Here is a 14,156-nt window from a genome sequence, read left to right on the forward strand (position 1 = left end):
CACAACGGCCCCTGGTGGAGGAGCGACCATGGGTTTTGCGCCTTACGCTCGACAAACCGCACGACCCCCGTCTCTCCATACCCGCCAGCGGAGGTTTCTGCTTCATGAAGCTCACCGTCGTCGGCTGCTCGGGGTCGTTCCCGTCCGCGGAATCGGCCTGCTCGAGCTACCTCGTCGAGGCCGACGGCTTCCGGCTGCTTCTCGACATGGGCAACGGCGCCCTGGGCGAGTTGCAGCGCCACTGCGGTCTCTACGACCTCGACGCGATCTTCCTCAGCCATCTGCACGCCGACCACTGCATCGACATGTGCGCCTACTTCGTGGCGCGCTACTACCGGCACGACGGCGGCCGCTGCGCCCCGCTGCCGGTCTACGGACCCGAGGGCACCGAGCACCGGCTGACCACCGCCTACGCCGACACCCCCTCGGCCTCCTCCATGAGCGAGGTCTTCGACTTCCACACGGTCAAGCCGTCCACCTTCGAGATCGGCCCGTTCCTCGTGCACACCGAGCGCGTCGCGCACCCGGTCGAGGCGTACGGCATCCGCATCGAGCACGGCGGGAAGACGCTCACCTACTCCGGCGACACGGGGGTCAGCCCCGCGCTCGACGACCTGGCCCGCGACGCCGACCTCTTCCTGTGCGAGGCCGCCTTCACGCACGGCAAGGAGAACATCCCCGACCTGCACCTCAACGGCCGCGAGGCGGGGGAGACGGCGGCCCGGGCGGGCGCCCGCCGTCTGATCCTCACCCATATCCCCCCGTGGACCGACCCGCAGGTCAACCTCACCGACGCCCGCAGGGTGTTCGACGGCCCGGTGGGGCTGGCGTCGCCGGGGACGACGTACGAGATCTGAGGCGCCGGCGCACGGCGAAGGCCCCGGAACCGGGTCGGTTCCGGGGCCTTCGTGCCGTTCAACAGGCCCTGCTCACGCCTTGGTGGCGTCCTCGAGTTCCTCCTCCGGTTCGCGTCCCGGAGTCGGCAGGTTGAACTTGGCGATGGCGAAGCGGAACACCACGTAGTAGATGACCGCGAACACCAGGCCGATCGGGATGATCAGCCATGGCTTGGTCGCCAGGTTCCAGTTGAGCCCGTAGTCGATGGCGCCCGCGGAGAAGGTGAAGCCCGCGTGCACCCCGAGCGCCCAGGTGATGGCCATGGACAGGGCGGTGAGGACCGCGTGGATCACGTACAGCGCCGGGGCGATGAACATGAACGCGAACTCGATGGGCTCGGTCACGCCGGTGACGAAGGAGGTCAGCGCGAGCGAGACCATCATGCCCATCACGGCCTTGCGGCGCTCCGGGCGGGCGGCGTGCGCGATGGCGAGGGCGGCGGCCGGGAGGCCGAACATCATGATCGGGAAGAAGCCCGACATGAACTGGCCGGCGCCCGGGTCACCGGCGAAGAAGCGGTTCAGGTCGCCGTGGACGACCTCACCGGCGGCGTTGGTGAAGTCACCGATCTGGAACCAGGAGACGGTGTTGACGAACTGGTGCATGCCGATCGGGATCAGCGCGCGGTTGATCAGACCGAACAGACCGGCGCCCGCGGCACCCAGACCCGTGATCCACTCGCCGGCGTCCGAGATGACCTCGCCGATCGGCTCCCAGACCAGGCCGAAGAAGACGCCCATGAGGGTGCCGACGAAGGCCATGATGATCGGGACGAGCCGGCGGCCGTTGAAGAAGCCCAGCCAGTCCACCAGCTTCTTGCGGTGGTAGCGCTGCCACAGCACCGCCGCCAGCAGACCCATGATGATGCCGCCGAGGACACCGGGGTTGTTGTAGGTCGCGGCTATGTCCTCGCCCGCCTGGACCTTCGCCTCGGTGACGGGGAAGGCCTTCAGGACGTTGCTGTAGACCAGGAAGCCGACGAGCGCGGCGAGCGCGGTGGAGCCGTCGGCCTTCTTGGCGAAGCCGATGGCGACACCGATGCAGAACAGCATCGGCAGGTTGTCGAAGATCGCGCCACCGGCGGTGGCGAAGACGGCGGCGACCTTGTCCCAGCCGAAGCCGTCCGCGCCGAAGACGTCCGGCTGGCCGAGCCGGAGCAGGATGCCCGCCGCCGGAAGGACGGCGATCGGGAGCTGAAGGCTGCGGCCCACCTTCTGCAGGCCCTGGAACAGGCCGGATCCCCGCTTCTTCGCGGGGGCCGCCGAGTCGGTGGCGGTGCTCATACTTCCTCCATCGGTGGTGGTCTACACCACTAGTGGTGTAGACCTGTTGTACACGATGAAGGCCACATAAAGGAACCCGTCGATCCCGCGACCGCGAAGCTACCCACCGTGTCCGCAGGACACCGCGAAACGGAACCGCTACGGAACCGCTCCCGGGCACGCCGAAAAGCCCCCGGACCGCAGTGTCCGAGGGCTCGACAAGCCGCTTCCAGCCTACGAGATCACGCTTTCGTCGCGTCCTCGACCTCCTCCTCCGGCTCCCGTCCCGGCGTCTTCAGATCGAACCGCGTGATCGCGAAGCGGAAGATGACGTAGTACAGCGCGGCGAAGCCCAGACCGATCGGGATGATCAGCCACGGCCGGGTCGCGAGGTTCCAGTTGATGACGTAGTCGATCAGCCCCGCCGAGAAGCTGAACCCGTCGTGCACCCCGAGCCCCCACGTCACCGCCATCGACACACCCGTCAGCACCGCGTGCACCGCGTACAGCAGCGGCGCGATGAACAGGAACGAGTACTCGATCGGCTCCGTGATGCCGGTGACGAACGACGTCAGCGCCACCGACAGCATCAGCCCGCCCACCTCCTTGCGCCGGCTCGGACGCGCGCAGTGCGTGATCGCCAGCGCCGCGGCCGGCAGCGCGAACATCATGATCGGGAAGAACCCGGACAGGAACTGCCCCGCGTCCGGGTCGCCCGCCAGGAACATGTTGATGTCGCCGTGCACCACGGTCCCGTCCGGCTTGGTGTACGAGCCGAACTGGAACCAGATGGGCACGTTCAGGAACTGGTGCAGCCCCACCACCAGCAGCGCCCGGTTCGCGACACCGAACACACCCGCGCCCCACGCGCCCAGACCGGTCATCCAGTCGCTGAAGCTCTCCAGCGCGTCGCCGATCGGCGGCCACACCCACAGACACAGCGCCGCGAACACGATCGCCGCGAACGCCATGATGATCGGCACCAGCCGGCGGCCGTTGAAGAAGCCCAGCCAGTCGACCAGCTTCGTACGGTGGAAGCGCTGCCAGAAGTACGCCGCCATCAGCCCGATGACGATGCCGCCGAACACCCCCGGGTTCTGGAAGGTGAACGAGGTCACCGTGCCCGACCCGTCGGTGGCCTGACAGCCGACCTGCGGCACCGCTCGCGACCCCTCCGGGCAGTCCTCCGGGAACTGGCGCAGCACATTGAAGTAGACGAGGAACCCCGCCACCGCCGCCAGCGCCGTCGAACCGTCCGCCTTCTTCGCCATCCCGATGGCCACACCCACACAGAACAGCAGCGGCAGCCCCAGCGAGCCGTCCAGCAGCGCGCCGCCCGCACCCGACATCACCTTCGAGACGTTCGTCCAGCCGAGCCCGTCGTCCCCGAAGACGTCCGGCTGCCCCAGCCGGTTGAGGATGCCCGCCGCCGGCAGCACCGCGATCGGCAGTTGCAGGCTGCGGCCCATCTTCTGCAGGCCCTGGAAGAACCGGTTCCAGCGGTCACGGACGGGGCTCACCGTAGGCTCGGCACCGGCAGGACTGTCGGCACTCACATCCGGCCCCCTTCGCTGCGCAGCGGTCACGACGGGTTTGGCGGCAGTCCACCGGGTGGTGTAGACCAGTCACGAGGGCGGTCGCACTGTCGTGACGCCATCCTTCGGCACCCACGACATGACCGCTCGCAAAGCTGGGCCAACTGTGGGTTACTGCGACAAAGCGGTTCGGATCAGGGAGAAACAGAACATGGCCACCAAGGCTGAGAAGATCGTCGCCGGGCTCGGCGGCATCGACAACATCGACGAGATCGAGGGCTGCATCACCCGCCTCCGCACCGAAGTCGTGGACCCCTCCAAGGTCGACGAGGCCGCCCTCAAGGCCGCCGGCGCCCACGGCGTCGTCAAGATGGGCAGCGCCATCCAGGTCGTCATCGGTACCGACGCCGACCCCATCGCGGCCGAAATCGAAGACATGATGTGAACCCCGGCGAGAGCCACACCTGCCGGGCCCGTCCCGCGGCGGCAGCCGGTGCGGGACGGGCCCGGCACCGGGTCAGGCGGACTGCCGCCGCCACTTCTGGTTGGGCGTGTTCCCGCACGTCCACTGATGCAGCCCCGTTCCGTTGGCGGTGCCGCTCCACATGGCGTCCACGCACTTCTGCGACTGCGGGTTGACGAGGTACTGCTCACCGCTGGTCACGAAGGTCTGGGCAGGGTTGCCGCTGCACCGGGCCAGCTGGATCAGGGCGCCGTCGTCCCGGGAGCCCCAGGCCACATCCATGCACATGTCCATGGAGCGGACGGTGCCGTCGCCCCGGAAGTCCCACCGCTGGTTGGCGGCCTCGGGGTCGCAGTCCTGCAGCACCAGCCCTGTGCCGTCGTGCGCCTTGCCCTTCTTCAGCGGGACGGTGACGCACCGGTCGGACCCGACCCCCACGATGAGGTCACCGACCAGGGCGACGGACTCCTCCTCCTCTTTCTTCTTCTCCGTCTCCTTCTGGTCGTCACCGGACGCCTCGTCCTCGGAGCCCGCACCGTCCGCGTCCCCGGAGTCCTTCTTCTCCGGTTCGGGCTCCTTCTCCTCCTGTGACGGCGCGGTGGGCAGGGCGGCCGGAGCGGACAGCGCCGGGCTGGGCACGGGGATCCCGCCGGCCTCGGTCTTCGCCGTCTGTTCGGTGGCCAGGGAGCGGACCTGCGGCTTGTAGGCCAGCCAGACGACCACGAACGCGACGGCCAGCGCCAGCGCCATCCCCAGCACCGTGGCCAGCCACCTGGGCAGGAAGCCGCGCTGGACGAACGTCCCCTCCACCTCGACCGGATCGGCGCCCGACCGCTTCACCGCCAGCGTGTACGGGCGCTCCTGCTTCGAACCGAGCCAGATGATCTCCCGCGGCTTCAGCCGCGTCTCGACGAACGCCGCACGCCCGGGTTCGATCTGCACATTGGCCGGAGTCAGGTCGTACGAGAGCTGCTCACCGTTGTCACTGCCGCTCAGCGACGCGGTCACCTTGGTGTTCCCGAGGTTGTCCACCGCCAGCCTCGGACGCCCCCGCAGACGTCCCTTCACCACCGGCGGCACCAGCTCGGCCCGCACCTCGGTGAACGGGGTCACGGTCAGGTTCCCCTCGGGGACGGCCGTCGCCTCCGGATGCTCCGTGGGCGTGATCCGCACCGCGTACGGGTGCGGACCGGCCGCCGCGTCCGGTGTCCGCGGCACGGTGAACGACACCTCCACCGTCCCCGTGGTGCCCGGATACAACCGGAGCGACTGCGGCTCCACCCGCGTCCACGGCGCGAGGTCACCCACCGGCTCGAACCGGTATTCGTCCACGACGTCACCGGTGTTGCGCACCCGCAGCCGCACCGTCGCGCTGTCGCCGGGATCCACCGTCGTCGACACCGGCTCAAGAGAAGTCCAAAGGGTCACGCACCGAACGCTAGGGGAGACACGCCGGGTGATCGGAGGACTCCGAGGCAAGATCATCTGCCCGAAAAGGCACCCGCTCGCCCGGCCTGTGGTGCTACGCCCGTCCCGTCCCGCCGACTGTGCTCTCCCCCGCCCCGGCCGGGGCGTCCGCGTCCTTCGCCGTACGCCGGCGAAACGTGCCCTTCCGGGCAACGGAAATGCCCGGAACGCGGCGCTCCCCGCCGTTCCGCCCGACGCGCCTCACGCGTGAGGCTGATCACCGTGGTGCGTGACCACCCGCAGCACCACCCGCCCCTGTCGCACCGGGGAACGCAGGCCGCGATCGCCCACGGCCGGCGTCCTCTAGGCTCGGCGCCATGTCTCGAATCGACGGCCGCACCCCCGAACAACTCCGCCCGGTCACCATCGAACGCGGCTGGAGCAAGCACGCCGAGGGCTCCGTCCTGGTCTCCTTCGGCGACACCAGGGTCCTCTGCACCGCCTCCCTCACCGAAGGCGTCCCCCGCTGGCGCAAGGGCAGCGGCGAGGGCTGGGTCACGGCCGAGTACTCGATGTTGCCCCGCGCCACCAACACCCGCGGCGACCGCGAGTCCGTCCGCGGCCGCATCGGCGGCCGCACCCACGAGATCAGCCGCCTCATCGGCCGGTCCCTGCGCGCCGTCATCGACTACAAGGCGCTCGGCGAGAACACCATCGTCCTCGACTGCGACGTCCTCCAGGCCGACGGCGGCACCCGCACCGCCGCCATCACCGGCGCCTACGTCGCCCTCGCCGACGCCGTCGCCTGGGCCCAGGCCAAGAAGTTGGTCAAGCCCGGCCGTCAGCCCCTCACCGGCACCGTCAGCGCCGTCTCCGTCGGCATCGTCGACGGAGTGCCCCTCCTCGACCTCCGCTACGAGGAGGACGTCAAGGCGGACACCGACATGAACGTCGTCTGCACCGGCGACGGCCGCTTCGTCGAGGTCCAGGGCACCGCCGAGGCCGAGCCCTTCGCCCGGGACGAGCTCAACGCCCTCCTCGACCTCGCCGTCACCGGCTGCACCGAACTCGCCGCCGCGCAGCGGGCCGCACTCGACACGGTCCTGGAAAGGTAAAGCACACGCCAAAACGGGTGGCCGGGGCCGAGCAACCGCCCCGGCCGCCGCCGCGTCTCATCGGGTACGGGCGCACGGCTCATCCCCGGGCGCCCGGCCAATGACGCGGGCCGCACCGGCCCGACGAGGGAGGGGAACGATCCATGGCCGCGAGCCGCCGACGCCGCACCGCAGCCGTCGCCGCCACCCTGGCGGCCGTCGTGCTGACCGCCGGACTCACCACCGGCTGCGACGCCGTCGACAAGGCACTGGACTGCGTCCAGACCGCCGACGCCATAGCCGACAGCGTCACCGACATGCAGCAGGCCGTCGAGACCGCGGGCAACGACGTCACCCAGCTCGAGGAGAGCCTGAACTCGATCGACCAGAACCTCGACGAGATCGGCGACAAGACCGACAACGCCGACGTCTCCAAGGCCGTCGACGACCTCGCGAAGGCCGTGGACAACGTCCGCACCTCCATCGAGAACGGCGACGAGACCCCGGACATCAGCCCCGTCACCGACGCGGCCGGTGAACTCACCAAGGTCTGCACGCCGTAGGTCTGCACGCCGTAGGAGCGCGCGCATGGGCCCGGGGATACTGGGCCCATGACCCGCCTGATCCTCGCCACCCGCAACGCCGGAAAGATCGCCGAGCTGCGCTCGATCCTCGCCGACGCGGGCCTGCCCCACGACCTCGTCGGCGCCGACGCCTACCCCGACATCCCCGACGTCAAGGAGACCGGCGTCACCTTCGCCGAGAACGCCCTGCTCAAGGCCCACGCCCTGGCCCGGGCCACCGGCCTGCCCGCCGTCGCCGACGACTCCGGGCTGTGCGTGGACGTCCTGGGCGGCGCTCCCGGCATCTTCTCCGCCCGCTGGTCCGGCACCCACGGCGACGACCGCACCAACCTGGAACTGCTCCTGGCCCAGCTCTCCGACGTCGACGACGCGCACCGGGGAGCCCACTTCGCCTGCGCGGCGGCGCTCGCGCTGCCGGACGGCACCGAACGGGTGGTCGAGGGCCGCCTCACCGGCACCCTGCGGCACACCCCCGCCGGGACCAACGGCTTCGGCTACGACCCCATCCTCCAGCCCGAGGGCGAGAGCCGGACCTGCGCCGAACTGACCCCGGCCGAGAAGAACGCCATCAGCCACCGCGGCAAGGCATTCCGCGCCCTGGTACCGGTGGTCCGGGAGCTGCTCGGCTGAACACTGGTGCGGCCGGAGGGACTCGAACCCTCACGGGAGTTACCCCACTGGGACCTAAACCCAGCGTGACTGCCAGTTCCACCACGGCCGCCTGATGCTGCCCGGCCATGCTAGCGGCCGGGCAGCGGCGTCAGATGCCGAGATCCTTGATGATCTTGGCCACGTGGCCCGTCGCGCGGACGTTGTACAGGGCGCGTTCGACCTTGCCCTCCTCGTCGACGACGACCGTGGAGCGGATGACGCCCATGTAGGTCCGGCCGTAGTTCTTCTTCTCGCCGTAGGCGCCGTAGGCGTCGAGGACCTTCTTGTCCACGTCGGAGAGGAGGGTGATCTTCAGCGACTCCGTCTCGCGGAACTTGGCGAGCTTCTCCGGCTTGTCGGGGCTGATGCCGATGACGTCGTAGCCGGCGCCCGCGAGCAGCTCCAGGTTGTCGGTGAAGTCGCAGGCCTGCTTCGTGCAGCCGGGAGTGAGGGCGGCCGGGTAGAAGTAGACGATGACCTTGCGGCCCTTGTGGCCGGCCAGCGAGACCTCGTTGCCGTCGGCGTCGGGCAGGGTGAAGGCGGGGGCCTCGTCCCCGGGCTGGAGGCGGTCGCTCATCGGTCTGGTCTCCTCGTACGTGCGCGCTGGGTGGATCGGGTGCCGGGATCGAGGGTAACCGGGGGTCCTGACCGTGCGGGGCGGCCCGGAGCTGACAGACTGTCCGGCACAGGTATCAGTGGATTTCGGAGGCGACACGGTGGCGGACACGGCGGACACCAGAACCCCGGCGCAGATCGAGGCGGACATCGAGCGCCGCCGTGCGGTGCTGGCCGAGACCCTGGACGAGATCGGGGTGCGGGTGCACCCGAAGACGATCGTGGGCGACGCGAAGGCCAGGGCGGTGTCCCATGTGGACCACACGCTGGGACGGGCGTACGTCCGCGTCAACAGCGTGGTGAGCGACGTCAAGGGGCAGTTCGTGAACGAGGAGGGCTCGCCCCGGCTGGAGCGGGTCGTGCCGGTCGCGGTGCTGGTGGTGGGCGTCGTGGGGCTGCTGGCCCTGGGCTCGCGGCGGCGTCGGCGGTGACCCCTCCCGCGTGCGCGCGTGGCGAAGACAGGTAGGTTTCAGGACGTGAGCGCCAAGAGACTCGAGCACAGTTCCCAGCACGACAAGCTGCCCATCCGGATGCTGCACGACCGCGTACTCGTGCGGCAGGACACCAACGAGGGCGAGCGGCGTTCCGGGGGCGGCATTCTCATTCCCGCGACGGCCGCGGTGGGCCGCCGGCTGGCCTGGGCCGAAGTGGTCGCGGTGGGGCAGAACGTGCGGACCGTGGAGCCGGGCGACCGGGTGCTGTTCGACCCGGAGGACCGGGCGGAGGTCGAGGTGCGCGGCACCGCCTACGCGCTGATGCGGGAGCGCGATCTGCATGCCGTCGCCGCGGACCGCTTCGAAGGTTCCGAGGATTCGACCGGCCTGTACCTGTAGTTCCGAGGTCTGTAGGGGCTGGTGACCATGGTCACCAGCCCCTACGGCTCTCTTCGGCTACGGTGGGAGGACCCCTCAGGGGGCCCCGACGAGACGCGCCGTACCGGGGTGAAGGCAAAGACGACGCACCCCCGTTTCCGTTCGTGTCCCGGAGGTGCCGTCATGGCCTGGGTCCTGCTGGTCGTCGCCGGTCTGCTGGAGGTCGGCTGGGCGGTCGGTCTGAAGTACACCGAGGGGTTCACCCGCCTGGTGCCCAGCGTGTTCACGGCCGCCGGGATCGTCGCGAGCATGCTGCTGCTGTCGTACGCCTCCCGCACGCTGCCGATCGGTACGGCGTACGGGGTGTGGGTGGGGATCGGCGCGGCCGGTGCGGCGGTGGTGGGCATGGTGGTGCTGGGGGAGCCGGTGACCGCCGCGCGGATCTTCTTCATCTGTCTGCTGCTGGTCGCCGTGGTCGGACTGCGGGCGACCTCGGGTCACTGAGCGGCGGGCCGCCGGGCGGCTCACCAGACCCGGCGGGCGCTCTGGGTGAGGGAGCCGGTGAGACCTCCGGGGCCGGTCCCGTCGCCGTTGGAGTCGCCGTCGGAGCCGCCGCCCCCGCCCCCGCCCGAGCTGCTCCCGGAGCCGCCGTCGCCGGTGCCGCCGCCCGTCGGGGTGCCCCCGTCGGACGTCCCGTCACCACCGGTCCCGCCCCCGCCGGTGGGAGCGGGGCTGGTGGCGTCCTCGTCCCGGCCGCCGCTCGGCCCGTCCCGCTCCGGTTCCCCGGTGCCGCCCGGGGTGCGGCTGCCGCCGTCCTCCTCGTCCGGCGTCCTGCCGCCGCCCTCGGAGGGGTCGCCGGAGGAGGACGGGCCGGTGCTCTCGTCGGAGGGCGGCTGGCTCTCCCAGGCGCCCGGCTGGAGCCGGAGGCTGAACGACTGGACGGGCGTGCCCTTCAGGGCCTTGCGCGTGTACTGGCCCCAGATCTCCGCGGGCGCGCCGCCGCCGTTCATCCGGGGCAGGCCGAGGGCGCCGTACAGGGACTTGTGGCCGGCGGTGACGGGGTCCTGGCCCATGACGGCGACGACGGTGGCGAGGTCGGGGGTGTAGCCGGCGAACCAGGCGGCGGTGTCCTCCTCGGCGGTGCCGGTCTTGCCGGCGGCGGGCCGGCCGGCGGTCCCGGCGGCGGTGGCGGTGCCCTTCTCGACGACGCCCTTGAGCACGGAGGTGGTGGTGTCGGCGGCCTGCCGGCTGACGGCCTGCCGGGTGTGCCGTTCAGGCAGTTCGACGGTCTCCTGGCCGCGGGTGACCTTCTCGACCAGCGTGTAGTCGGTGTGCTTGCCGTGGTTGGCGAGGGTGGCGTACGCCTTGGCCATGTCGAGGACGCTGGCGGTGGCGACACCGAGCGCGATGGACGGTCCGGCGTCGTCGAGGCTGGGGGTGTCCTCGGACAGGCCCAGGGCGATGGCGGTCCGGCGCACCTTGTCGGGGCCGACGTCGACGGCCATCTGCGCGTACACGGCGTTGACGGACTTGTCGGTGGCCTCGCTGACGGTGATGTCGCCGTAGTCGCGGTGGTCCTCGTTCTCCGGGGCGTAGCGGTCGCCGGGCCAGCCCTGGACGGGGCGTTCGCTGGTGCCGTCGTAGTGGGTGTTGGGGGTGATGCGGCGGCCGTCCTGGGTGCGGGAGCCGTTCTCGACGGCGGCGGTGAAGACGAACGGCTTGAACGAGGAGCCGGTCTGGAAGTCCCGGCGGGTGGCGTTGGGGGTGTACTGCTTGACGTAGTCGATGCCGTTGTACATCGCGACGATCTTGCCGGTCTTCGGTTCGATGGAGGCGCCGCCGGCCCGGACGTAGGTGTCGACCTTGCGGTTCTCCGGGTCGAGCCGGTCCATCAGCTTGTCGTCGACGGCCTCGACGAAGGCGTCCTGCTTGTCCTTGCGCAGGGTGGTGGTGATGCGGTAGCCGCCGGAGTCGAGGGTGGCCTCGTCGACGATGCCCCGGCCGGTCAGGTACTTCTTGACGATGTTCACGATGTAGCCGCGCTGCCCGGACATGCTGACGGAGTGGGTGGTCTCCTTGGGCGTCGGGAACGTCAGGCCGGCGCGCTCGCGCTCGCCGAGCCAGCCCTCGTCGACCATGCCGTCCAGGACGTAGTTCCAGCGGTCCTCGACGGTGTCGCGGTTCTCGGGGTGGGTGATGACGTCGTACTGGCTGGGCGCGTTGACGAGGGCGGCGAGGTAGGCGGCGCGGCCGGCGTCGAGTTCGGAGGCGTCCATGTCGTAGTAGGCGTGGGCGGCGGCCTGGATGCCGTAGGCGCCGCGGCCGAAGAAGCTGGTGTTGAGGTAGCCCTCGAGAATCTGGTCCTTGCTCTGCTCGCGGTCGAGCTTGATGGCGATGAAGAACTCCTTCACCTTGCGGGTGACGGTCTGCTCCTGGCGCAGGTAGTAGTTCTTCACGTACTGCTGGGTGATGGTGGAGCCGGACTGTTTGCCCTTGCCGGTGAGCGTGTTCCAGGCGCCGCGGACCATGGCCTGGGGGTCGACGGCGGACTCGGTGTAGAAGTCGCGGTCCTCGGCGGCCAGCACGGCGTGCTGGGCGGCCTCGGAGATCTGGGAGAGGGTGACGTTCTCCCGGTTGATCTCGCCGTCGCGGGCGATGACGGAGCCGTCGGCGTAGAGGTAGACGTTGGCCTGCTGGGTGGCCAGGGCGTTGGCGGCGGGGATCTGCACGAGGTGGTAGCCGAGGAAGAACCCGCCGACGACGAGGAGGCCGGTGAGGAGGAAGCCGACGGCCACCATGCGCCAGGAGGGGATCAGCCGCCGCCATCCGGTGCGCTTGGCTCTGCCCCTGCCTCCCGCGCCGCCGTCCGCCGTCCCCTCGGGGCCGTCCGCCGCCTGAGAGGGGTCTCTCGGTGCCCAGCCGGGGTGGCGCTGCGGCCGCGGGTCGTCGCTCATGTCGTGCACGGACTCCTGTTTCGCCTTGTTCGTTCCTGTACGCCGGGTGCGTTCCTCTTATTCAAGACTGTCCCATCCTGCGGCGCCTTCCGCGGCGGCGGCGCGCGTCGCGCACACTTGCGGCTTCTCACACGCATGGCCCTGCCGGTCCGTCCCGCCGGAAATTGCGTGGCAGCGGGCCCGGCGTGCGCATTAGGCTCCTGCGCTTCGGTGCCGGGTGCGGGAGGAAGGGGCGGGCGTGAGTGCGTGGCGCGTGTACCCGGCCGTCGCGGCGGGGGCCTTCCGGCGGTACGCGACCTACCGGGTGGCCACGGCCGCCGGGGTGTTCACCAACACCGTCTTCGGCCTGATCCTGGTCTACACGTATCTCGCCCTGTGGGAGGCCCGGCCCGGTCTCGGCGGGTACGACCAGGCGCAGGCCGTCACCTATGTGTGGCTGGGCCAGGCGCTGTTCGCGATGCTCGCCGTCCAGGGCGGCGGCTGCGAAATCGAACTGATGGAACGCATCCGTACGGGTGACATCGCCGTCGATCTGTACCGGCCGGTCGATCTGCAGCTGTGGTGGCTGGCGAACGACGTGGGGCGGGCGGTGTTCCAGCTGCTGGGGCGGGGCGTGATCCCGTTCGTCTTCGGTGCGTTGGTCTTCCCGAGCGCGCTGCCCGCCCGGCCGGCGGTGTGGGCGGCGTTCCTGCTCGCCCTGCTGCTGGCGCTGGTCGTCAGCTTCGCCATCCGCTTCCTGTTCGCGCTGAGCGCGTTCTGGCTGCTGGACGGCCAGGGCGTCGCCCAGGCCCTGATGGTGACCGGGCTCTTCTGCTCGGGCATGACGCTGCCGCTGAACGCCTTCCCCGGTTCCCTCGGCGAGGTCGTCCAGGCGCTGCCGTGGGCGGCGCAGCTCCAGGTGCCGGCGGACGTGCTGATGGGGGAGACCGCGCCCCTGGCGGCGTTCGCCTTCCAGGCGGTGTGGGCGGTGGCGCTGCTGGCGGCGGGCCGGCTGCTGCAGTCGGCGGCGACGCGGCGGGTGGTGGTGCAGGGTGGCTGAGGCACCGCCGTACACGCTTCCTCCCGCGCGTTCGCGGGTGACGGAGGGGCTGCGGGCCTACCGGATGATCGCCGGGATGTGGATCCGCTCCACCCTGGCCTACCGGACCTCCTTCGTCCTGACGGTGTGCGGCAACGTGCTGCTGACGGGCCTGGACTTCGTGGCGATCCTGCTGATGTTCTCGCAGGTCGACGCGCTCGGTGGCTGGACGCTGCCCGAAGTGGCCCTGCTGTACGGCCTCTCCGTCACCTCGTTCGGGGCCGCCCAGCTGGCGTTCGGTTCGGTGGGCTCGCTGGGGAGCCGGGTGCGCGACGGCTCGTTCGACACGCTGCTGGTGCGGCCCGTGCCGGTGCTCGCCCAGGTCGCCGCGGACCGCTTCGCGCTGCGCCGGCTGGGCCGGGGCGTGCAGGGCGCGGCCGTGCTGGGCTGGGCGCTGGTGGCGGCCGACGTCGAGTGGACCGCCACGAAGCTGCTGCTGGTGCCGGTGACGCTGCTGTGCGGAGCGGTGATCTTCGGTGCGCTGTTCGTGGCGGGCGGCGCCTTCCAGTTCCTGGCGCAGGACGCCGCGGAGGTGCAGAACGCGTTCACCTACGGCGGCACGACGCTGCTGCAGTATCCGCCGACGGTGTTCGGGCGGGACCTGGTGCGCGGGGTGACGTTCGTGCTGCCGCTCGCCTTCGTCAACTGGGTGCCGGCGGCGCATCTGCTGGGGCGCCCGTACCCGCTGGGGCTGCCGGAGGGGTCGGCCTTCGCGGCGCCCCTGGTGGCGGTGGTGTGCGCGGCCCTGGCCGGGCTGGTGTGGCGGGCGGGGCTGAGGTCGTATCGGAGCACGGGGAGTTAGGG

General features: G+C 70.6%; 15 protein-coding genes, 1 tRNA gene and 1 riboswitch. Of the genes, 10 read left to right on the forward strand and 6 right to left on the reverse strand.

The window, feature by feature from the left end:
- Positions 1 to 104 precede the first annotated feature (104 nt).
- The gene (locus tag AC5L3C_RS23420) at positions 105 to 857 is read left to right on the forward strand and encodes an MBL fold metallo-hydrolase (protein ID WP_125506188.1); all 753 of its coding nucleotides are present in this window, start codon (positions 105 to 107) and stop codon (positions 855 to 857) included.
- A 72-nt stretch (positions 858 to 929) separates the two neighbouring features.
- Here AC5L3C_RS23420 and AC5L3C_RS23425 read toward each other — a convergent pair whose 3' ends face one another.
- Complete coding sequence (locus tag AC5L3C_RS23425; RefSeq protein WP_125506189.1) at positions 930 to 2,180, reverse strand: PTS transporter subunit EIIC; 1,251 nt, start codon at positions 2,178 to 2,180, stop codon at positions 930 to 932.
- Positions 2,181 to 2,401: 221 nt separating this feature from the next.
- Positions 2,402 to 3,715 carry a PTS transporter subunit EIIC gene (locus tag AC5L3C_RS23430; protein WP_125506190.1) on the reverse strand — a complete coding sequence of 438 codons (1,314 nt, stop codon included), beginning with the start codon at positions 3,713 to 3,715 and terminating at the stop codon, positions 2,402 to 2,404.
- A gap of 190 nt (positions 3,716 to 3,905) precedes the next feature.
- Here AC5L3C_RS23430 and AC5L3C_RS23435 point away from each other — a divergent pair, with 190 nt between their 5' ends.
- A complete protein-coding gene (locus AC5L3C_RS23435) occupies positions 3,906 to 4,139 on the forward strand; it encodes a PTS sugar transporter subunit IIB (RefSeq protein ID WP_125506191.1) in 234 nt (77 codons plus the stop codon).
- A 72-nt stretch (positions 4,140 to 4,211) separates the two neighbouring features.
- Here AC5L3C_RS23435 and AC5L3C_RS23440 read toward each other — a convergent pair whose 3' ends face one another.
- Positions 4,212 to 5,585, reverse strand: a complete 1,374-nt coding sequence (locus AC5L3C_RS23440; protein ID WP_493650681.1) for a ricin-type beta-trefoil lectin domain protein — start codon at positions 5,583 to 5,585, stop codon at positions 4,212 to 4,214.
- Positions 5,586 to 5,941: 356 nt separating this feature from the next.
- Here AC5L3C_RS23440 and rph point away from each other — a divergent pair, with 356 nt between their 5' ends.
- The 3 genes from rph (at position 5,942) to rdgB (ending at position 7,872) form a co-directional block, all read left to right on the forward strand.
- Positions 5,942 to 6,679 (forward strand): ribonuclease PH, encoded by a 738-nt coding sequence (gene rph, locus AC5L3C_RS23445; RefSeq protein WP_493650682.1) that lies wholly within the window; start codon positions 5,942 to 5,944, stop codon positions 6,677 to 6,679.
- Positions 6,680 to 6,822: 143 nt separating this feature from the next.
- The gene (locus AC5L3C_RS23450) at positions 6,823 to 7,221 is read left to right on the forward strand and encodes a hypothetical protein (RefSeq protein ID WP_493650683.1); all 399 of its coding nucleotides are present in this window, start codon (positions 6,823 to 6,825) and stop codon (positions 7,219 to 7,221) included.
- A gap of 48 nt (positions 7,222 to 7,269) precedes the next feature.
- Complete coding sequence (rdgB, locus tag AC5L3C_RS23455; RefSeq protein ID WP_493650684.1) at positions 7,270 to 7,872, forward strand: RdgB/HAM1 family non-canonical purine NTP pyrophosphatase; 603 nt, start codon at positions 7,270 to 7,272, stop codon at positions 7,870 to 7,872.
- A gap of 4 nt (positions 7,873 to 7,876) precedes the next feature.
- Here the strand turns inward: rdgB and AC5L3C_RS23460 are convergent.
- A tRNA-Leu gene (locus AC5L3C_RS23460) sits at positions 7,877 to 7,963 on the reverse strand.
- A gap of 39 nt (positions 7,964 to 8,002) precedes the next feature.
- Positions 8,003 to 8,470: a thioredoxin-dependent thiol peroxidase gene (gene bcp, locus AC5L3C_RS23465; protein WP_125506196.1), complete on the reverse strand. Its 468-nt coding sequence runs from the start codon at positions 8,468 to 8,470 to the stop codon at positions 8,003 to 8,005.
- A 139-nt stretch (positions 8,471 to 8,609) separates the two neighbouring features.
- Here bcp and AC5L3C_RS23470 point away from each other — a divergent pair, with 139 nt between their 5' ends.
- The 3 genes from AC5L3C_RS23470 (at position 8,610) to sugE (ending at position 9,824) form a co-directional block, all read left to right on the forward strand.
- Entirely contained in the window at positions 8,610 to 8,939 is a 330-nt protein-coding gene (locus AC5L3C_RS23470) for a DUF3618 domain-containing protein (RefSeq protein WP_493650685.1), read from the forward strand.
- A gap of 45 nt (positions 8,940 to 8,984) precedes the next feature.
- Positions 8,985 to 9,341, forward strand: a complete 357-nt coding sequence (locus AC5L3C_RS23475) for a GroES family chaperonin (RefSeq protein WP_125506198.1) — start codon at positions 8,985 to 8,987, stop codon at positions 9,339 to 9,341.
- A gap of 66 nt (positions 9,342 to 9,407) precedes the next feature.
- A riboswitch (guanidine-III (ykkC-III) riboswitch) is annotated at positions 9,408 to 9,471 on the forward strand.
- 32 nt (positions 9,472 to 9,503) lie between these two features.
- On the forward strand, positions 9,504 to 9,824 hold the full coding sequence (gene sugE, locus AC5L3C_RS23480) for a quaternary ammonium compound efflux SMR transporter SugE (RefSeq protein ID WP_493650686.1): 321 nt from the start codon (positions 9,504 to 9,506) through the stop codon (positions 9,822 to 9,824).
- 20 nt (positions 9,825 to 9,844) lie between these two features.
- Here the strand turns inward: sugE and AC5L3C_RS23485 are convergent, their stop codons facing one another.
- Positions 9,845 to 12,274 carry a transglycosylase domain-containing protein gene (locus AC5L3C_RS23485; RefSeq protein WP_493650687.1) on the reverse strand — a complete coding sequence of 810 codons (2,430 nt, stop codon included), beginning with the start codon at positions 12,272 to 12,274 and terminating at the stop codon, positions 9,845 to 9,847.
- 238 nt (positions 12,275 to 12,512) lie between these two features.
- Between AC5L3C_RS23485 and AC5L3C_RS23490 the strand changes: the two genes are divergently transcribed.
- Both AC5L3C_RS23490 and AC5L3C_RS23495 read left to right on the forward strand, forming a co-directional pair.
- Positions 12,513 to 13,313, forward strand: a complete 801-nt coding sequence (locus tag AC5L3C_RS23490) for an ABC transporter permease (protein WP_493650688.1) — start codon at positions 12,513 to 12,515, stop codon at positions 13,311 to 13,313.
- 64 nt (positions 13,314 to 13,377) lie between these two features.
- On the forward strand, positions 13,378 to 14,154 hold the full coding sequence (locus AC5L3C_RS23495; RefSeq protein WP_493653987.1) for an ABC transporter permease: 777 nt from the start codon (positions 13,378 to 13,380) through the stop codon (positions 14,152 to 14,154).
- Positions 14,155 to 14,156: the final 2 nt, after the last annotated feature.

Source organism: Streptomyces speibonae (genome assembly GCF_984686075.1).

What these genes read in the sequence shown, in the direction of transcription:
- AC5L3C_RS23495 (WP_493653987.1), top strand. Translation starts at nt 13,378, where the DNA reads ATGATCGCCGGGATGTGGATCCGCTCCACCCTGGCCTACCGGACCTCC.
- rdgB (WP_493650684.1), top strand. Translation starts at nt 7,270, where the DNA reads ATGACCCGCCTGATCCTCGCCACCCGCAACGCCGGAAAGATCGCCGAG.
- AC5L3C_RS23450 (WP_493650683.1), top strand. Translation starts at nt 6,823, where the DNA reads ATGGCCGCGAGCCGCCGACGCCGCACCGCAGCCGTCGCCGCCACCCTG.
- AC5L3C_RS23435 (WP_125506191.1), top strand. Translation starts at nt 3,906, where the DNA reads ATGGCCACCAAGGCTGAGAAGATCGTCGCCGGGCTCGGCGGCATCGAC.
- sugE (WP_493650686.1), top strand. Translation starts at nt 9,504, where the DNA reads ATGGCCTGGGTCCTGCTGGTCGTCGCCGGTCTGCTGGAGGTCGGCTGG.
- AC5L3C_RS23425 (WP_125506189.1), bottom strand. Translation starts at nt 2,180, where the DNA reads ATGAGCACCGCCACCGACTCGGCGGCCCCCGCGAAGAAGCGGGGATCC.
- AC5L3C_RS23485 (WP_493650687.1), bottom strand. Translation starts at nt 12,274, where the DNA reads ATGAGCGACGACCCGCGGCCGCAGCGCCACCCCGGCTGGGCACCGAGA.
- AC5L3C_RS23420 (WP_125506188.1), top strand. Translation starts at nt 105, where the DNA reads ATGAAGCTCACCGTCGTCGGCTGCTCGGGGTCGTTCCCGTCCGCGGAA.
- bcp (WP_125506196.1), bottom strand. Translation starts at nt 8,470, where the DNA reads ATGAGCGACCGCCTCCAGCCCGGGGACGAGGCCCCCGCCTTCACCCTG.
- rph (WP_493650682.1), top strand. Translation starts at nt 5,942, where the DNA reads ATGTCTCGAATCGACGGCCGCACCCCCGAACAACTCCGCCCGGTCACC.